We start from the raw sequence: 18943 nt of genomic DNA on the forward strand, positions 1-18943 counted from the left end.
GAGCAAAATGGCTCTCCTTTCGTTACTTCTGTCAAACAGTCTCTTTGAAAGGACTAGAAGTACAGACGCATACCCGTTTCGAAGATATATTGTTTTTTATCTTCATACTTCACGTTATCACTACGAGCATCATCGTATGCTACTTCAGCGAATAAACGTAAGTTGTTATATTTAGATACTGCAAAACGTTTATCTACACCCACAGTATAGGTTTCTTTTTTGTAGTTGAACGTGTTTGCATCACCATCACGCAGATAATAACCTGCATACATACCACTTTCGATACGATCCCAGTGCCATTTCACACCAACACCATATAAATCTGCTTTCCAGTCGCCTTTAACTGAGTTCCAACCACGAGGGTTTTTAAATTGGTTTTCATAGAGTGCTAAACCTGGGTTTTTAGCACGAGATTGACCATAGTCTAAACCAATAGAGAATTCACGTCCTGGGAAGAAGTATTCAGCACCAAAAGCTAAAATACTGTTTTCAGGTGTTTTGTCTTTATTTGGACCTGAAGTATTTGCTTCACCTTTAGCTGCTGAATAACCCGCATCAAACTCCAAACCGAAAGTTGATTTATAGAAACCAACTACTGAATATGCACGAGTAATATCACCTGCAACACGACGACCATCATCACCAGATTTACCCGTCACCGTACCCGCTAATTTAAAGCCTTCATAACGGTTAGTTTCTAAGAAAATAGTTTGTGGTAAACGGGTCATAAAGTTGTTTTTACCAACACCATTATAATCTATACGATGATAACCATTTTTATCTTCTGTAATATTCGTATTACCACCAGAGAAACCTACTGAACGACCTAATACATCGCTAAAGTAGAATACACCAGTGTTACCATAGCCATAGCTTGATTTTTTAACCCAGTCGATCGGAATATAGGTACGACCAAATTGGATTTGACCATAATCACGATGAGAGAAACCGACATAACCAATACGGTTGTACATTTCAAAGTTTGATTTAGGGTTGTCACTGTTAGTTCTTTGAGTATCTGAACCCCACTCTAATTTACCAAATACTTTGATATCGTTAGTCAGTTCGTGTGAACCAAAGAAACCAATACGACTACCATCATCCGTCATTTTCATTTCGTGATTTTGGTTAGTCACTTGCGTTTTTAAACGGAACTGACCGTTTACATCAAAACGTGTTCCTTTATCGTTATACACGTTTACTGCGTTTGCAGATCCAGAAAGAACCAACAAACCAACCAGTGCTGCTAGAGGCTTCAAGCTTTTCATGATTAAAATACCCATCTATTTTCTATAGTTTTATGATTTCCTTTAAGGTCAAAAATAATACCGCCGTATATAGTTGACCTGAGATTCAGACAAAAGATCTCTGCCACGAATTTCGAAAAAGAAAATCGCTCTCACAATTGATAATTTTTATAGCTACTAATTATGACTCTACAAAATTTTCTTAAAGGTTTTAATTTCCTTGACACAGACGTAATCACCAATAAGACACAAAAATAATATCCTCATTATATTTAAATAAGGGCATTGCTTTTATTTCTGTTAGGAAAAGAAATAGGTCGTTGAGTTTTCGTTGGCATGTTACTCAAAAAAAAGCCCTTCTTTCGTGATGTAGCCCACAATTACACCAACATGCAATTTCACGGTTACATACCTAAGTGATAGGCATCACAATTAAAGGTAAAGATACGTGTTTTTTGAACTAAATCAACTTTTTAAAAATAACATTTTTTGATTTTTCTTTTAGATTTCATTTTGTTACAAGACTATTTTTTTTGCTAATAAAAAATTTATCCCCCTATTTAATATATTTAAAAGGAAGTATTAATTTTAACCACTAAATAAATAACACTAAAGATTTGAATATTGCTATCCCTAATTAATAATTTTTTATCTTTATATTTATTTCTTATTTAAATAAAAGCAAAATCACATTTAAATACAATTTAACTGGTGGTAACGAGTAACACTCACTCGAAAAAAGAATAATTAACTGCAAATATTAAAAAGAGAAGCACAAGAATACCATTCAATCACAATATCTAATCAATACGTACAAGTAACAGAGAAACACAACAAAACATTACAAATTCTAAACTATAACCATGGTTAATATAAAAAGCCCAATCGTGCTATTTTGATTATATTTAAAAAACAAATATTCAGTTTTGTGATGTAGGTCACCTAGACGTTTGTGAAAAATCACTCTTTATATTTTCTTATTTTTGTGACAATTATCACATGAGACCGTCAAGAAGATTTTTGTTTTGTAAATTAATGCAGGGATAAATCTGAAAATGATTTCATATTGTAAACAATAAATGGCTATAAAATAAAATTATGTGATTATTATCACATAAGAGCTTGTACTAAAAATCCCGTTATTTCAGCATTAATATTCTTAATTAATTTAATCCAAGTAAGAATAAAACTCATTATCATAGAGTAGATTTACTAATTATTCGTTTCAGCTTTTTTTTCTTTTTTATTAAATAACATTATGGATATTTTCTTTTAAGGGATATTACCTTTTAGATACCCTAAACATTCAGTATCATAATGCGGTAAATAATGATTAAGGGGAATGTCAGATGCTGTGGTTTAAAAATATTTTGGTCTATCGCTTAAATAAAGAGATAGCACTGTCAATGGATGAGTTAGAACAACAGCTTGCTTCATTGGCATTCACACCTTGCAGTAGCCAAGATATGACCAAAACAGGTTGGGTTTCGCCTATGGGCGATCGTGGTGAAGCGCTTATTCATGTTGCGGGTAAGCAAGTAATGATATGTGCTCGGAAAGAAGACAAAATCTTGCCTGCAACAGTGATTAAAAATGCCTTACAAGACAAAGTTGAAAAACTTGAAGGTGAACAAGGACGCAAACTGAAAAAAACAGAAAAAGCGACCCTAAAAGATGAAGTAGTTCATACCCTACTTCCTCGTGCTTTTAGCAAATTCTCACAAACTTTTATTTGGTTAGATTTAGAAAAACAATTAGTCATTGTTGATTCAGGTAGTGCGAAACGTGCTGAAGATAACTTAGCCTTGTTACGCAAGACCTTAGGTTCATTACCTGTTGTTCCTATGAACTTTAATGAATCCGTTGAATTAAAAATGACAGAATGGGTACGTTCTGGAGAACTTCCAGCCGGTTTTACCTTAATGGATGAGGCTGAGCTAAAAGCCGTATTAGAAGAAGGCGGTGTTATTCGTTGTAAGAAACAAGAATTAGTCTCTGATGAAATTGCGACACATATTGAAGCGGGCAAATTTGTCACCAAACTTTCTGTAGATTGGGAAGATCGCCTTCAATTTATGCTCTGTGATGATGGCTCTATTAAACGTATTAAATTCAGCGAAACTTTACGTGAGCAAAATGATGACATCGATAAAGCTGATTTTGCTCAACGTTTTGATGCTGATTTTGTTTTAATGACCGGCGAATTAAGCGCTTTAATTGAACGAGTCACTGAAGTTTTAGGCGGCGAAGCAGAGTAACTCGCATAGAATGCAACAAGCAGATCAGCCATCCCGCTGATCTGCCCACAATAACTCTTTTATTCATTTACTCTTCTACTCTTTATATCCTCTTAAATACTCTAAATAATTCAAGATGTAGCTAGGCAACAAATAAATGAGATACTAGGAGCATACAATAGTATGTGACTAGTGCGAGTGAACATAGTCAACAACGCTACAGTTTGAAGTATGACGAGTATTGGTTATTACCAAGGTAACGGCCCCTTCTCCCCATTCGCATGCTCACCGTAATACAATGACGGTAAGAAGCGAGAAAGATAAGTAAACTCGTTATAACAGTGCTGCAATAACCCAAAAGCTACCTCATCCGGTAATTCCACGGCTGGATTTTCTAATGAATGACCTAAATAAAAACGGCTTCTCAATACACATCCCCAATCCGTATCTCGCGTTAAATGCACCATTTTACCGTCAATGGGATCACCATTTTCATCTATTTTCACATCAGAGCCAAAACCAATAGTGGCACATACAGCACTAGAAAGTGCACCTGTTTTATAGGCTTCTTCTAATAATGTGTTATCAAAAAAATCTTTCGCATCATGGAATTTAAGTTGTGCTCCAACAGGTGGAATATCCCCCAAGGATTCAATCGCCTTAATTGATGCACCGATATAACTCTTTCCTTTTATCCATTTATCATCCCAACCATTGTGAGCAACATGATCATGGGGATGCCACCAGCGAATATGTTGTGATACTTCAAAAAAGGTAAACCACCAATCTAGCATCTTACCTTTACAACCATGCAAATCGGTACGTACTGCAACTGTTAAATGCCCAGCTTCATCCCTTTCAATTCCCATTTCTAAGCGTAATGGCGCGGGAGATAAAAGTTCATTAATGTCATTTAAAGCCCAAGGTAAATGCAATGTTTGCTTTTTCATTTTCTCAACTCCGATTAATTAGGAAACCAATTTCGTTTCCTAATTGTTTTATCCCTAAAGAGTGATAAAATCAACTAAAAAAGAGGTTAAAAAATGACAGATAGCAAGATTAATCAAAAACGAGGACGCCCTGCCCGCCCTGAAGAAGAGATCCGCCAAGAAATATATGAAGCGACCATGAGTTTGCTTTTAGAGCGGGGTTACAGCACAACAACCATTGATGCAATTGCAAAACAGGCAAGCATTGCCAAAAAAACAATTTATCGTTTTACCAAAGATAAAGAAGATTTAGTGGAACAAATCGTGTTGTCATGGACAGACAATTTTGTCGCTATTTTTCATGATAACGCCATTGATTTTAAAGAGTTTACCCTGTTGCTCTCACAACATTTAAACAGCATGGTTCAAACAGTACTTAATGATAAAGCCGTCGGTTTATATAAGTTATTGCAAGAGAACTTTCCTGGCCGTGAAGTGCTTATGGAAAAATATCAACGCAGTGGGATATTAAGAGGACGCAGTCTACTTACGCGGTGGTTACAACAACAAGAAAAAAACGGAATAATCAGATCTTATGACTATGCTACATTAAGTGATCTTTTATTAGCCATGGTGATCGCAGAGCCTTTACGCCAAATTGCATTAGGGATTGTTCCACCGACACCAAAATCAAATTTTGATCTGCGAATTCAGCAAGCGATACAACTCATTACACCGATATTAAAGCCTTAAAAATAAAAACAGCGAGTAGCGTTTATTGCTGTGCTCACTGTTTTTATTGCGATTATTTCAACTAAGATATCTGATTATTATTTTTGAATTAAATAACGGATAGTTGGACCATCTTGTTGAATATCTAACACGGTATAACCGTAGTTTTTCGCATCAAGCGGAATATTGTTGATTGATTGAGGGCAATCACTCACCACTTCTAATATTTCGCCTTTTTTCAGTGATGGCATTGCTTCAAGCGTTGCCACCGCAGGATAAGGACAAGGCTCACCGACCATATCTAGACGATAATCAGGAATAATAGTGTCTTTCTGGCTCATACGATTTCCTTATTAATCTGCATTGAAATAGATTGTGCTTGTTGGGCTTTTTTACGGAAAAAATGTTTTTCCCACCAAAGTAATAATACAAATGACAAACCAAGCATTAGATAGGTCACACCTAATCCCCCCACAGGGCCAAAGGTATCAAGTAAATTAATCTTGTCATAATCAGTTGCGATCACTGAGGCAAAATCATCCCAGTAGTAAGCCAATAATGTAGAGCCGATAACGTTACCCAATCCAACCCACCAAAAGTGAATTTGACCTTCCACAGCACGATACATCCAGCCAGTTTCACACCCACCAGCAAGTACAATACCGAAACCGAAGAGCAAGCCACCAATTACAGCATTCGGCCCTGCCCACATAATTTTAGGTGCAGCACCTAATTGAACATAGCTGAAGATCCCAATCGCGCTCACTGCCATACCAATAATAATCGCTTTTGCCATATGGGTTCTGCCCGTTATCCATAAATCACGGAAAGCAGAGGTAAAACAGATTTGCGCTCGTTCGATTAAAATACCAAAACCAATACCGCCTAACATAGCAAAGCCTAGTTTTGGTGAATCAAAAAGAATAATTAAAGACCACGCAATCATGGCAAAAAAGATAACCATTCCCAATCTAAAGCGACGTTTTGCACGTTGTTTATCTTGAGTAATTGGTGAAGCTTGGCTGACCTTTTGTAATTTTACGGGAATACGAAACAGTGGCATCAATGAAAGCTTGGCACCAAAATAAGAACCAATTGCCGTTGCAACCGCGAAAAACCAAGCATGTAAAGAAAACTGAGGAATACCCGTAAAGAAAGCGGCAAGGTTACAACCCATTGCTAGACGAGCACCAAAACCGGCGATGATCCCGCCAAGCACCGCTTGAAGAATACGAATTTTATGTTGCGGATGGCGAAGTTTGACGTTGTTGGCCCAAAGAGCAGCCATAATACAACCCCCAAACATTCCAATAATCATCACACCATCAATACGCGTTAATGGCGTACCTTCAAGCCCGATAATTTTAAAATATCCCCATTCTTCAGGATGAGCACCAAACCATTGCATAACGTGACCGCCCCAACGAGTAAACTCCCCCGTGACAGCCCAGAAAGTGCCGGTTAAACCAAAGTAGTAAGTTGATAAGATACCTGCCGCAATAACAGCTGGAAGAGGCTTCCAAAAACGGATCAGGTATTGAGATTTAAATTCTGACCAAGACATGTTTTTTCCTAGAGCTTACCTCTACGAGAGACCCTCTCCACGCAGTAGGACTGGCCGAACATGTTACTCCAATAATTTTTTTATCAAAGAGTCAGTATTCAGATAAATGAAGGAAATTTGCGTTATAACAAAGTTTTTGTAACAGATAGATAACTTATCCCACTTATAAATTCAGCCATAATTTTTATTTATAAGTGGGGAATAAGTGCTTAACAAATACGAGGCAGTGGCTCGTTATAGGGTAAGTCAAGAATACGACTCGTACCGAAAATTCCAGTTAAACGAATATAGCTATCCGTTGTAACTTCACCGATAGTACAAGCATCTTTGCCTAAAGGATGTTGATGTAAAGCATCAAGAACTCGTGCTTCAGCGTCAGGCGATACCACTAAAACGATTTTACCTTCGTTAGCAAAATTAAGCGCCTCAAGGCCTAACAATTCGCATACACCACGAACGGCTTGTTTCATTGGCAATTTGCTTTCATGTATATTCATGCCACAACCGCTGGCTTGGGCAAATTCATGCAAAATTGCTGTCACTCCGCCTCGTGTTGCATCACGTAATGCACGAATACCTTCAAGTTGGCGTAAAGGTGCAATCATTGGCTCAAGAACAGCGCAATCACTTTGTAGGTCTGCTTCTAATCCTAGATTTTCACGAAGATTAAGAATTGTTGCACCATGATCACCAATCGTACCACTCACTAAGATCTTATCACCGGCTTTGATATTGCTTGCGGCCCAATTAATTTGGGTTGGAATAACCCCAATGCCTGCAGTATTGATAAAGATCTTATCCGCGGCACCACGGGGAACCACTTTTGTATCTCCAGTGACAATTTGTATCCCTGCTTGTGACGCTGCTTTTGCCATCGCTAATACAAGTACTTCAAGGGTTTCAAATGGTAGTCCTTCTTCAAGAATAAAACCACATGACAGGTAACGAGGTACAGCACCACCAACAGAAAGATCGTTAGCAGTACCGCAAACAGATAATTTACCAATGTTTCCACCGGGAAAAATTATCGGATCAATCACATAACTGTCTGTACTAAAAGCAAGTCGATCACCAAGAGCTGTTAACTCATTTAACGAGATCCGCGCTTGATCTTCTTTTTCATTTAATAACGGATTATCGAACGCTTTTAAAAATAGGCCTTCGATCAGTTGTTGCATACCTTGCCCACCATTACCTTGGGCTAAGGTGATTTCATCAGGTTGTTTCATATATTACCTTCACGGCGATACTGATAATAAGCCGCACATGCCCCTTCTGATGACACCATTAAAGCACCTAATGCGGTTTCTGGCGTACAGCTTTTGCCAAATAACGGGCAATCCGAAGGTTTGCATCGTCCTGTTAATACATCACCGCAGCGAGATTGTGGGTTATCTGCCACTTTTTGTGGTGCGGGCGTAAAACGTAACTCCGCATCAAACTCAGAATAAGCAGGTGTTAATTGAATACCTGACATTGGGATCTCGCCCAATCCACGCCACTCACTGGTTTCTTTTAACATAAATACATCTTTCAGCGCTTTTTGAGCTAGCTTATTACCTTCGTTTGGTACAATGCGACTATATTGGTTTTCAATACTTAAAACATAATCTACATTTTCTGCTTTTGCTTTAAGCTGTTTAATGACCATCAGTATAGCTTGCAATAAGTCTAATGGTTCAAATCCTGTCACCACAAAAGGCTTTTCAAATTCATCACATAGCGGTTGATATGGTGTACACCCAATCACCATACTCACATGCCCCGGTGCAATAAAGCCATCAATACGAACATCATCTTGCTCGAGTAAACAACGCAAAGTAGGTACGATAGTAATGTGCTGACAAAATAGAGAAAAGTTTTTAAGTCCACGCAATTTTGCTTGTTGTAGCGTCATTGCAGTACTTGGCATAGTTGTTTCAAAACCTAAACCGAAAAAAACAACTTGTTTATCTGGGTTATCTTGAGCAATTTTCAGTGAATCAAGCGGTGAGTAAACAATACGAATATCGCTACCACGACGACGCGCATCCAGCATTGAACCATTACGACCCGGCACACGCATTGCATCACCAAATGTGCAGAAAATCACATCAGGACGTGCTGCGATTTCTAAACATGCATCAATTCGCCCCATAGGTAATACACAAACCGGGCAACCCGGCCCATGAACAAATTCAATCTCTTCAGGTAATAAGCGATCTAAACCAAATTTAAAAATGGCATGTGTATGCCCACCACACACTTCCATAATTTGTAATGGACGTGTAATCGGCTGAGGCCATTGTGAAATGGTTTCACGAATTTGAGCAAGTAAGGCTTTCGCAAGTTCGGGATCACGAAATTCATCAACGTACTGCATCATCAGCCTCTTCAAGGGTTACACCATAAACATGCTGTAATGCATCAAGGGTATCTTGTGCTTCCTGCTCATCAAGAATACTCATAGCAAATCCCACATGAATTAGCACCCATTTACCTAATAATTCATTTGGTTCGCCTTCACATACCATTGAAATATTAACAGCACGTTTGATGCCACTGACTTCGGCATAAGCGAGTTGGTGGACGTCTTCGCCCACCTCAACAATCTTAGCTGGAACACCTAAGCACATAAACGACTCTCCAACCAAGCTAACCACGCTTCCATGCCTTCACCAGTGGTTGCCGATAATGCGATAATTTCGATATTAGGGTTAACGCGGCGAGCAGATTCGATACAGGCTTGAACATCAATATTAAGATGGGGCACTAAATCAATCTTGTTGATAATCATTAAGTCAGCCGCGGCGAACATATGCGGATATTTCAGTGGCTTATCTTCACCTTCAGTGACAGAAAGAATAGCCACTTTATGTTTTTCACCCAAATCAAAACTGGCTGGACACACTAAATTACCCACATTTTCAATAAAGAGAACACTATTATCCTGCAAGCCTAATTGGTGTGTTGCATCATGCACCATTTGTGCATCTAGATGACAACCTTTACCTGTATTCACTTGAATAGCAGGAACACCCGTTTCACGGATACGATCAGCATCATTGGTAGTTTGCTGATCGCCTTCGATCACGGCACAAGGGACGCGTTGCGCTAACTGTTTTAACGTTTGTGTTAACAGTGTGGTTTTACCAGAACCGGGACTTGAAACGAGATTTAATGCCAACACATTTTGTTGTTCAAAATGCTCACGGTTATGAACGGCAATACGGTTATTTTTATCCAACACATCCATTTCAATTTTCAGCATACGCTTTTGGCTAATACCGGGAGCATGTGTCCCTGCTTCACCTTGGCCATAATGCATATTTTGATTTTCAATCACAGGGCTAAATTGTTCTTCATGATCATGGTTGTGATCATGGCTGTGATCGCGCGAATGACTATGGGAATGCCCATGACTATGATCGTGAGCATGTTCGTGAGAGTGACTGTGTGGATGATCGTGCTCATGATGATCATGCTGGTGATGATCGTCATGCCCATGATGATGCTCATGGAAAACAGGGGTTTCGTTTAGCTGTGTATCGTTATGAAAATGGAGATGAACATCACCGCTGTTATGATAATAGTGATGATGAACAATGATAGGCTGACCATTAGTTTCGTAGTTATGCTTATGCTTTTGTTCAGACTTATCAATATATTTATGAACAGTATTCGCTGGAGTAGCCTTGTGTTCATGATGGTGATCATGCCCATGATGGTCGTGATCATGATGATGACCGTGGTCGTGATGATCATGGTCGTGAGAGTGATGATGGTGGTGCTCATGTGAATGAGGCTCAACGCCTTCAATTCTGACATTGCCTTCGCCACAACCGCAAGTGCTACACATATTCTGACTCCTGTACTATTCAATAAGAAGAATGTGACTCTGTGTCGCGTAAAATTTCTACACTATGATCTTAACTGACCACGGAAGAGAGAACGACGACTTAAATCAACTTCTGCTACGGATTGTGTCTGAACAGGAAGAGAAAGTGCCATTTTTACACTATTTTCAACCAACTCAACAGCATGTTCACCTGTTAGGTGTCTATCAAGTGGTGACATTAATGAACAAGCAAGATATTGCATACCACCCGTAAGCTCGCCCACAACAAATTTAATCTGTCCACAAGGTAATTCTAATCCAATACGATCACCCACTTTACGATGTGGCCATTCTTGTGACGGTCCCGGAAAGACGACAAGCTCTAACATCCAAGGCGTTAAAACAGATCCAATCCACTGATTTTCAAATAAGGTAAAACCACCTGCTTTTACAGGGATGCCTTCTCGATAAAAAGGAAGCCCTTTCATCTCTTTTTCAGCAATTTCACTAAAACGTGCTTCAAGTTGCTCAACAGGAGGTTCGTCATATCCTAGGATATCCCAGCTTAATTCACTCATGCTGTTACCTCTTTAGGTGTGACAGGAATGCCGTATTCACGCAAAATATTCACCACATGCTCTAATGCAATTTCCATTGATTTTTCACCAATGTCAGACAATGACATGCTTGGCTCTAATGATGCAGGTTCAATGCCCACTAAAATAAGCTTACGAGGAAATTCATCCGTCATACGCAAAGCCATTAGTACATCAGATAAACCTAGTTGATGAGGAGAAATTTTCTGTGTAAAAAGTGCAGGAACATCATCATCATGTAAGATAAAAATACTGCCTGGTTCATGATTACTTCTTACTGCATCGGCAACAATCAGCAAATCTCTTGCAGCAATATCTTGCAAAATTTCCATACCTGATGTGCCACCATCAATAACATCGACGTTCTCTGGTAAAGAGAAGCGCTCTTCGAGCGCCTCTACTATACGAACACCAATGCCTTCATCGCTTAGTAATAAATTACCAATACCTAAGACGAGAGTTCGCATTATAATACCTTCACCTTACTTAGCTCTTTACCTGTTAAATCAACCATATGCACAGCACATGCCATACATGGGTCAAAGGAGTGGATCGTTCTTACCACTTCTAACGGCTTTTTCGGATCAGCAACAGGTGTACCCACCAATGATAGCTCATAAGGACCCGGTTCATCATTAAAGTTACGAGGACCCGCGTTCCATGTTGATGGAACAACTGCCTGATAGTTAGTAATTTTACCGTCTTTAAACACGATCCAGTGAGATAGCATACCGCGAGAGGCTTCTTCGAAACCGACACCACGATACTCTTTACCTGGTTCAAACTCTGGTTTAATAAAGGCGGCGGTGTCGCCACGACCGATATTATCAACCAGTGATTGCCATAAAGAGGCTAGTGATTCTTGTAACACACACGCATGGACAGTACGCCCAATAATGCGTCCCCAAGTCGATTCAAGTTGCTCGGTCACCAGTGTTTCATTGGTTAATTGAGTATAGATCTTGTTGATGTCGTTATAGTTTCTAACCGTTCCTTCGTGTTTACCCGCTAAACCGCACACTAACCATGCTAGCGTGCCGACTTCTACAGGCTTGCCATAGAATGTTGGTGATTTAACCCATGAGTATTTGTTGTTCTCATCCCAACCTGTGTATTTAGGACGAGTTAAACCTTCCCATGGTTTTAATGGTTCATCATCCTCATACCATGCGTGTTTACCACTTTCTTCGATACCGTCTTTCAGGTTCTGATCTTTCCAGTCTTTAATTGGTCGATAAGTAGAGAAATCAATCCCTTCCATATAACCACCAGACAGTAAAAACTCAGTGTTGTTACCATTAATTGGTAATTCAGGTACAGACAGATAGTAGTTAGCACCTTTACCGATTTTTAACCATTCAGGATAATAAGCAGCAAAAATAGCAGTATCCACTTTATAAACTTGGTTAACAAAATCACCCAGCTTGTCGATAAAGCTTTTCACGTACATTAAACGTTCTAGGTTGAGAACACTTGGCGCATCAAGGTTAATCGGGTTAGCCACGCCACCCACAGCCAAGTTTTGGATATGAGGGGTTTTACCGCCCAAAATAGCCACAATACGGTTTGCATCACGCTGGCACTCAAGTGCTTGCAAGTAGTGAGCGACCGCAATCAAGTTAACTTCTGGTGGTAATTTCATGGCTGAGTGACCCCAGTAACCATTAGCAAAAATACCTAACTGGCCACTGTCCACTAAACCTTGGATTTTTTTCTGTACTTTTCTGAATTCTTCAGCAGAGTTCAGATGCCATTCAGAAACCCCTTTTAACATCGCTGATGCTTTTTCAGGATCGGCTTGTAATGCAGAAGTGATATCAACCCAGTCCATCGCAGAAAGCTGGTAGAAGTGAACAATATGGTCATGGATGATATGTGAACCTAAAATCAAGTTACGGATATACTGTGCATTCACAGGAATATCCATACCTAAAGCATCTTCTACAGCACGTACTGAGGCAATTGCGTGAACTGTCGTACAAACACCACAAATACGTTGCACGATAATCCATGCATCACGAGGATCGCTTCCTTTTAGGATCTCCTCCATTCCGCGCCACATGGTACCGGAAGACCAAGCCTTAACAACTTTTCCGTTATCAATTTCACAATCGACGCGTAAATGCCCTTCAATACGGGTAATAGGATCAATAGTAATGCGTTGGCTCATGATTTAACCTCAGCCTTTTTTAATTGTATATTTGAGTCTGTTTGTGCAGGTAAAACCGGCAGTAAACGGATAATAAGAATGTAAGCTGTTACTTCAAATGCAACGAAACCAATAGAAATCAGCAATTCACTTGCTGTTGGGAAATAGTGGTAACCATTGCCTGGATTGTAAGCAACTAAAGAGTAGTTCATACGCCACATTGCTGCGCCAATTAAGATAAAGACAGCACAGACAAACAGCATTTTTGGGCTACGGCGATTATTATTTAAATGCATCAAAATAAGAGGAAGTAATAACAATGCACTTTCAGCAATAAATAACCACGAGAACATATCCCCATTTCCGATATAACTCAGCTTACCGTTCCAAATAATTTCACCCCAGCGACAGACCAAGAACGCAATCAGTAGCACTTCGATCACTTTAGTTAACTTGGTAAATAGCGGTGTTTCATCATCATTCATGGTACGGCTTGCTTTTAGCAAAGAACCTTCAAAAATAACGATAGTGAAACCAAGAAGGAAAGCAGTTAACAGAGAAAACAGCGGTAACATCTCATAAGATTGCCACAATGGATGTACTTTCCAACCCGCTGAAATCATTAATGATCCCATTGAAGATTGGTGCATAGTTGGCAGTAAAGCACCAAGACCAATAATAAAGAACATCGCTTTGTTAAGACGTTTCAACGACACTTTCCAGCCTAAACGTTCTAATAACGCAGGTAAGAATTCTAATGCCATCACCATAATATAGATGGTCATACAGGTCGCTGTTTCAAACAACACTGAGTTAACGTTAAAGTATTGTGGCATAAAGAAGTGAGGCATGTTCCAATAACGACCGATATCAATAGCAATGGATAAACCACCTAATGAATAGCCGAACAAGCTCGCTAATAATGCGGGACGCACTAATGGATGAAACTCGCCTTTATTAAAGACATAAACAGCCCATGCAAGTGCCCAACCGCCACATGCAAAACCTGTTCCTATCAATAAGTCAAAGGCAATCCAAATACCCCAAGGATATCCCCCATTCAGGTCAGAGACATCACCTAGACCTAATACCAAACGCTTACCAATAAGAATAAAACCGAGCACAGCAAGCGGTAAAAACACTCTTACAGCGAGAGTAAATAACTTACCGCCAAGTGGACGAGGATCATGACTCGACATCGTTATCCTCCTTGTGGTGTTCTTGCTCTTGTTTTTTACTATTACGGTTAACCAAATAGGTGATCCCTGCAAGGGCCGCTATTGGTAATACCATGCCTTTATAAAGCGTGTGTTGAATATGTTCAGAACGCGCACCTGTAGATAATGGTGCTACTTCTGGCATTCCTAAATTGTCAAAAGGTACCGCTGAAAGTACCATAACTTGCGTACCACCACCTTCAAACTCACCATAGATATGATCTTGATATTCAGGAATTTTATGCAGATAAGTATCGCCGCCACTAATGGTTTGACGTGGGTAATGATATTCCTCACCCGCTTTTTTCGCTAAACGACGTTTTGCTTCTTCAAGCAATTCTTCTCGTGTACCGAAAATAACCGCCCCCGTTGGACACACTTCAACACAACCTGGTAATAAGCCTTTGTCTAAACGCTCAACACCTTTTTGGTTACAAAGCTCACATTTGTAGAGCTTACCAAATGGATCGTCGTAGTCGTATTTTGGAATGTTATAAGGGCATCCCACCATACAGTAACGACAACCTGTACAGATATCTGCGTGATAATGGACAATACCGGTTTTTGGATCTTTGGTTAACGCAGAAACAGGACAAACAGAAACACAGTTTGCATCAACACAATGCATACATTGTTTCTTAATAAAGGCATAACCGTTTTCCAGTTGGTCTTTATTTTCACCAGTACCATCACGCCAAATTTGAATAATGTTATTTGTGTAAGGACTTAATTTGTCATTGTTTGACCAAATCGGATCACCATTGGCGTAAGTATCACCACGCTCCATTGGCTCCGGGTGATTGATTTCCTGACATTTTGTGACACATGCTTGACAGCCTACACATAATGTAGAGTCATAGAGCATACCGAGAGACCCAGGAATTGGGGGACGGTTCTGCGCCGCAGCATGACTCGCAGTGGGAGCCATTCCCGCAAGGAGAACTCCACCTGATGCCAGCTTAAAGAAATGACGCCTATTCACCGTTTATCCTCCTGTGAGGCTCCTGTGGCATTCTTGTCACGGCCTAATTGACGCACAGCCATCACACTGACACCGGCGACAGCACCCACGACAGCACCGAGCAAGCCCGCAGCACCATAAGACACGCCACCACCTTCTTTCGCATTAACATCAGGTACTTGTGCTTTTGGTGTTGGCTGATAAACATTCGCTAATTGGAAAATACCTTTAGTAAAGCCAATCCCTTCTTCGTTACATCCGTAACAAGGATGACCGATCCCCACAGGCCAAATTCCACCACCGACATCACAGAATTCCAATGTTGGGCAGTTACCATAGGTTTCAGGGCCTTTACAGCCTAAATGGTATAAACACCAACCTTGACGATGACCTTCATCACCAAATTCTTTAGCAAAACGACCCGCATCAAAATGAGGGCGACGTTCACAGTTTTCGTGAATTAAACGCTCATAAGCAAAAAGCGGTCTGTTTTTGCTATCTAACTTAGGCAATTTATTGAAAGTAATAATATGTGCAACAGTTGCTAAGAAGTTGTGTGGGTTTGGTGGACATCCTGGAATATTGATAACCGTTTTACCCGGTAAAATTGCTTCCAATGATTTAGCACCGGTTGGGTTACCCCCTGTTGCTGGCACACCACCCCATGCAGAACATGAACCAATTGCAATAATCGCAGCTGCTCCTTCAGCAGCTTCTTTGATATGCTCAAGAATAGGTTTTCCTGCAACCATACAGTAAACACCGCCATCTTTGTCTGGAATTGAACCATCGACAACGAGAACGTACTTACCTTTATATTTCTCCATCGCGTTGTGTTTATTTTCTTCAGCTTGATCACCAAAAGCCGAAGAAAGCACTTCATGATATTCAAGTGCGATAACATCAAGTACTAGGTTTTCCAGAGTCGGGTGAGTTGCACGTAATAAAGACTCCGTACACCCTGTACACTCCTGAGCACCAATCCAGATAACGGGTGGGCGTTCAGATGACGCCATTGCTTCTGACATTTCTGCGGCGGCTTTGCCGCTTAATCCCATGGTAGCTGACAACGCAGCACACAATTTCATAAAATCGCGTCGGTTAATACCATGATGGGAAAAAACATTATTCCCCAAGGCCATATATCTCTCCTGATATGATGATTTTTAATTGGAATAATTTTAAAACACCGCCTTTTTAACACTCCGACACAATAATGACTTGATCATTATCAAGCGATAATTCATTAAAAAATAAATTATTCTTTTATGTGAGTAAAAACGTTTCAGCAATATAAGGTTTAATGCCTATATTTTATATATTTCGTCATTTTAAAATTATTAAAACGCTATTTAGTAATGATAATTTAAGTAGTAATAATTCTCATTATCTCAATAAATAGGAAGGTGTGAATTTATTAATTGTTATAAATCAACACGATAGAAATAAATCAAAAAACACTCAATTTATAAGACAATAAATTTAAAATAATACAAAATTAATAATTAATAATTTCAATTTTCTAAAAAATTTTATTAAAAATAAGTTTTAATATGTTTTTTAATTATAATGATGACTCTTGTTTTCATATTATCAACCTTTATATTACATCATAAATAATGTTAAAAATTGCATTTCATAAACAAGAAATCATTACATTAATATATTTAATTTCAGCCTATTTTAATTACTAATTTATCCAATCTTCATTTGTTATTATTTTTTAATAATTATTGCTCTGTTTACTTTTTAATCATAAATTAACCTGTTTTTCTTATCATTTTTCATATAGTTATATGTATATTCGTTTTTGGAATAAGCTAATACCCTAGTATAAAATCGCTATAAAATTAAATATATATTGATATAAGGTAACATTCAAAAGATAAGATCATTAATAATTACTAATTAGTAATCAATCGCGATAATTACATTAGGTTATTTTATAACATATCGAGTTTATAATGAAATTAACCTAAATAAATTTTCATGTTAAATCCTTGTTGTTATTGTGGATAAAAAAAGCACAAGTTATCGATAAAAAATCCTAAAATAAAGCATATTTCTTTTTTTTGTGAGAATAGGTAAAAGAAGTGGTCATAAATCTAAAAAATAGAAAAGTACTTTGTTAACTGTTTGTAGTTTTCAATCTGACAAAAATTTTGTAAAGAATAAGAGATAAACCAAAAGTAAAGGATAAAAGTGAAACACATCCCCTTTAGGCTAAAATTTAGGAACAATAGGAACAATAGGAACAATAGGAACGATAGGAACGATAGGAACGATAGGAACAGAATCAGTCAACAAAATAAAAAGCCATAACACCGAAATGTTATGGCTTTTAAATTTATTAAAATAATAAAATGCTATGTGTAGTTCTCTGCCTTTCACGTTTTATTTTACTCACTGCTTATCAAAGATAAGAAGTGGTTTAAATAAGTAAATAAAATCTACTTACCAGAAATTGGAATGACTGAAAACAACGGTCTACCTGGTGCAATAAAAAAATAAGTATCCAAATACGGATAACTTAGATAATAAACAAATTAGGCGTTCTTGCACGTTACAGGATGTTTCAATTTGTAACGTGGATGCATTATATCCAATAAGATTTTTTGCGCAAGCATTTTTACACTTAAACCAAATTCACATAAAAACATTACCAATCATATGGTTATAGTAAAATTTAACTTAGAAAAGAAAATATCAATAAATCAAAAAGTGAAAAAAAATGAAGAGTTAATGAATATTAATGTAAGGCAAGTGGAAATAATAATATCTACTTAGCATTAATTGATTCAGCTTGTTATTACCAAGTAAGCTTAATTAATTATTTATTCTTAAAATTAATCTATCTATTATTAATATAATTTAAGACTAAAGCTAAATTTTATTCTAACTCAATTTTATTAATTGTCTCATTAATAACTAAAAGCCATAAAAAAATATAAGCATTTTTTTTTGTACAATAAAAAAGCACTTTATTCATCATTTTACAACGACAAATAAAGTGCTTTTAAAATAGCGTAATAATGCTACTTAGCTGAATAGCGTATTTCTAAACGTTAGCCACCTGTAGAGACTGTTTCCATCCCTACTAATCCAACTTTGAGATACCCAGCCTTTCTTAACGAATCCATTGCAGCCATTAGCGTTTCATAATCAACGGTTTTATCTGCTTGGAAAAAGATCGTGGTCTCTTTATTGGCTTGTGTCATAGTATCTAACACATTAGCCATCGTTTCATGCGTGACCATCTCTTCACCAATGAAAATTTGCTTATCAGACTTAATAGTCAAATAAACAGGTTTTTCAGGGCGAGGCTGTGGTTTTGCACTTGAAGCGGGTAAATTTACTTTTATATCAACGGTAGCTAAAGGCGCGGCTACCATAAAGATAATGAGCAGAACCAACATGACATCAATAAAAGGCGTCACATTGATATCATGTAATTCATTATCATCACCTGAATCATCACCAAGACGCATTGCCAT

17 protein-coding genes are annotated in these 18943 nt (G+C 38.3%); 2 read left to right on the plus strand and 15 right to left on the minus strand.

What is annotated here, in order from left to right:
- Positions 1-53: 53 nt before the first annotated feature.
- Positions 54-1268, minus strand: a complete 1215-nt coding sequence (locus tag JEP40_RS01315; RefSeq protein ID WP_232799114.1) for a porin — start codon at positions 1266-1268, stop codon at positions 54-56.
- 1328 nt (positions 1269-2596) lie between these two features.
- On the opposite strand from JEP40_RS01315, the gene rdgC reads away from it, so the two are divergent.
- The gene (gene rdgC / locus JEP40_RS01320; RefSeq protein WP_198622102.1) at positions 2597-3505 is read left to right on the plus strand and encodes a recombination-associated protein RdgC; all 909 of its coding nucleotides are present in this window, start codon (positions 2597-2599) and stop codon (positions 3503-3505) included.
- 227 nt (positions 3506-3732) lie between these two features.
- Here rdgC and JEP40_RS01325 read toward each other — a convergent pair whose 3' ends face one another.
- Positions 3733-4434 carry a DAPG hydrolase family protein gene (locus tag JEP40_RS01325; RefSeq protein WP_198622103.1) on the minus strand — a complete coding sequence of 234 codons (702 nt, stop codon included), beginning with the start codon at positions 4432-4434 and terminating at the stop codon, positions 3733-3735.
- A gap of 93 nt (positions 4435-4527) precedes the next feature.
- Here JEP40_RS01325 and JEP40_RS01330 point away from each other — a divergent pair, with 93 nt between their 5' ends.
- Positions 4528-5166 carry a TetR/AcrR family transcriptional regulator gene (locus JEP40_RS01330; RefSeq protein ID WP_198622104.1) on the plus strand — a complete coding sequence of 213 codons (639 nt, stop codon included), beginning with the start codon at positions 4528-4530 and terminating at the stop codon, positions 5164-5166.
- Between the two features lie 77 nt (positions 5167-5243).
- On the opposite strand, the gene yedF is transcribed toward JEP40_RS01330, so the two are convergent.
- The 13 genes from yedF to exbD all read right to left on the minus strand — a co-directional run bounded on the left by yedF (position 5244) and on the right by exbD (position 18943).
- Positions 5244-5486 (minus strand): sulfurtransferase-like selenium metabolism protein YedF, encoded by a 243-nt coding sequence (gene yedF, locus JEP40_RS01335; RefSeq protein WP_006535172.1) that lies wholly within the window; start codon positions 5484-5486, stop codon positions 5244-5246.
- A complete protein-coding gene (gene yedE / locus JEP40_RS01340) occupies positions 5483-6709 on the minus strand; it encodes a selenium metabolism membrane protein YedE/FdhT (RefSeq protein WP_198622105.1) in 1227 nt (408 codons plus the stop codon). Before yedE ends, yedF begins: the two co-directional genes overlap by 4 nt.
- 209 nt (positions 6710-6918) lie before the next feature.
- Positions 6919-7938 (minus strand): hydrogenase expression/formation protein HypE, encoded by a 1020-nt coding sequence (gene hypE / locus JEP40_RS01345; protein ID WP_198622106.1) that lies wholly within the window; start codon positions 7936-7938, stop codon positions 6919-6921.
- Positions 7935-9071 (minus strand): hydrogenase formation protein HypD, encoded by a 1137-nt coding sequence (hypD, locus tag JEP40_RS01350; protein WP_198622140.1) that lies wholly within the window; start codon positions 9069-9071, stop codon positions 7935-7937. Before hypD ends, hypE begins: the two co-directional genes overlap by 4 nt.
- Positions 9058-9324 carry a hydrogenase maturation factor HybG gene (gene hybG / locus JEP40_RS01355; protein WP_198622107.1) on the minus strand — a complete coding sequence of 89 codons (267 nt, stop codon included), beginning with the start codon at positions 9322-9324 and terminating at the stop codon, positions 9058-9060. The genes hypD and hybG overlap by 14 nt, the downstream gene beginning before the upstream one ends.
- Entirely contained in the window at positions 9315-10547 is a 1233-nt protein-coding gene (hypB, locus tag JEP40_RS01360; RefSeq protein ID WP_198622108.1) for a hydrogenase nickel incorporation protein HypB, read from the minus strand. Before hypB ends, hybG begins: the two co-directional genes overlap by 10 nt.
- Positions 10548-10609: 62 nt before the next feature.
- Positions 10610-11104 (minus strand): hydrogenase-2 assembly chaperone, encoded by a 495-nt coding sequence (hybE, locus tag JEP40_RS01365; RefSeq protein ID WP_198622109.1) that lies wholly within the window; start codon positions 11102-11104, stop codon positions 10610-10612.
- Positions 11101-11589 carry a HyaD/HybD family hydrogenase maturation endopeptidase gene (locus JEP40_RS01370; RefSeq protein ID WP_109408036.1) on the minus strand — a complete coding sequence of 163 codons (489 nt, stop codon included), beginning with the start codon at positions 11587-11589 and terminating at the stop codon, positions 11101-11103. The genes hybE and JEP40_RS01370 overlap by 4 nt, the downstream gene beginning before the upstream one ends.
- Positions 11589-13292 carry a hydrogenase 2 large subunit gene (gene hybC, locus JEP40_RS01375; protein WP_198622110.1) on the minus strand — a complete coding sequence of 568 codons (1704 nt, stop codon included), beginning with the start codon at positions 13290-13292 and terminating at the stop codon, positions 11589-11591. The genes JEP40_RS01370 and hybC overlap by 1 nt, the downstream gene beginning before the upstream one ends.
- A complete protein-coding gene (gene hybB / locus JEP40_RS01380) occupies positions 13289-14470 on the minus strand; it encodes a Ni/Fe-hydrogenase cytochrome b subunit (RefSeq protein WP_023580918.1) in 1182 nt (393 codons plus the stop codon). The genes hybC and hybB overlap by 4 nt, the downstream gene beginning before the upstream one ends.
- Positions 14457-15470, minus strand: coding sequence for a hydrogenase 2 operon protein HybA (gene hybA / locus JEP40_RS01385; RefSeq protein ID WP_036911746.1), 1014 nt, complete (start codon positions 15468-15470; stop codon positions 14457-14459). Before hybA ends, hybB begins: the two co-directional genes overlap by 14 nt.
- Positions 15467-16591 (minus strand): hydrogenase 2 small subunit, encoded by a 1125-nt coding sequence (hybO, locus tag JEP40_RS01390; protein ID WP_072069443.1) that lies wholly within the window; start codon positions 16589-16591, stop codon positions 15467-15469. The genes hybA and hybO overlap by 4 nt, the downstream gene beginning before the upstream one ends.
- 1923 nt (positions 16592-18514) lie before the next feature.
- The gene (exbD, locus tag JEP40_RS01395; RefSeq protein ID WP_006535192.1) at positions 18515-18943 is read right to left on the minus strand and encodes a TonB system transport protein ExbD; all 429 of its coding nucleotides are present in this window, start codon (positions 18941-18943) and stop codon (positions 18515-18517) included.

This window comes from Proteus vulgaris (assembly GCF_016239305.1).
Classification (GTDB): Bacteria; Pseudomonadota; Gammaproteobacteria; order Enterobacterales; family Enterobacteriaceae; genus Proteus; species Proteus vulgaris_C.

Excerpts from the sequence above, each read along its gene's own strand:
- JEP40_RS01315 (WP_232799114.1), bottom strand. The coding sequence starts at position 1,268 with ATGAAAAGCTTGAAGCCTCTAGCAGCACTGGTTGGTTTGTTGGTTCTT.
- rdgC (WP_198622102.1), top strand. The coding sequence starts at position 2,597 with ATGCTGTGGTTTAAAAATATTTTGGTCTATCGCTTAAATAAAGAGATA.
- JEP40_RS01325 (WP_198622103.1), bottom strand. The coding sequence starts at position 4,434 with ATGAAAAAGCAAACATTGCATTTACCTTGGGCTTTAAATGACATTAAT.
- JEP40_RS01330 (WP_198622104.1), top strand. The coding sequence starts at position 4,528 with ATGACAGATAGCAAGATTAATCAAAAACGAGGACGCCCTGCCCGCCCT.
- yedF (WP_006535172.1), bottom strand. The coding sequence starts at position 5,486 with ATGAGCCAGAAAGACACTATTATTCCTGATTATCGTCTAGATATGGTC.
- yedE (WP_198622105.1), bottom strand. The coding sequence starts at position 6,709 with ATGTCTTGGTCAGAATTTAAATCTCAATACCTGATCCGTTTTTGGAAG.
- hypE (WP_198622106.1), bottom strand. The coding sequence starts at position 7,938 with ATGAAACAACCTGATGAAATCACCTTAGCCCAAGGTAATGGTGGGCAA.
- hypD (WP_198622140.1), bottom strand. The coding sequence starts at position 9,071 with ATGCAGTACGTTGATGAATTTCGTGATCCCGAACTTGCGAAAGCCTTA.
- hybG (WP_198622107.1), bottom strand. The coding sequence starts at position 9,324 with ATGTGCTTAGGTGTTCCAGCTAAGATTGTTGAGGTGGGCGAAGACGTC.
- hypB (WP_198622108.1), bottom strand. The coding sequence starts at position 10,547 with ATGTGTAGCACTTGCGGTTGTGGCGAAGGCAATGTCAGAATTGAAGGC.
- hybE (WP_198622109.1), bottom strand. The coding sequence starts at position 11,104 with ATGAGTGAATTAAGCTGGGATATCCTAGGATATGACGAACCTCCTGTT.
- JEP40_RS01370 (WP_109408036.1), bottom strand. The coding sequence starts at position 11,589 with ATGCGAACTCTCGTCTTAGGTATTGGTAATTTATTACTAAGCGATGAA.
- hybC (WP_198622110.1), bottom strand. The coding sequence starts at position 13,292 with ATGAGCCAACGCATTACTATTGATCCTATTACCCGTATTGAAGGGCAT.
- hybB (WP_023580918.1), bottom strand. The coding sequence starts at position 14,470 with ATGTCGAGTCATGATCCTCGTCCACTTGGCGGTAAGTTATTTACTCTC.
- hybO (WP_072069443.1), bottom strand. The coding sequence starts at position 16,591 with ATGGCCTTGGGGAATAATGTTTTTTCCCATCATGGTATTAACCGACGC.
- exbD (WP_006535192.1), bottom strand. The coding sequence starts at position 18,943 with ATGGCAATGCGTCTTGGTGATGATTCAGGTGATGATAATGAATTACAT.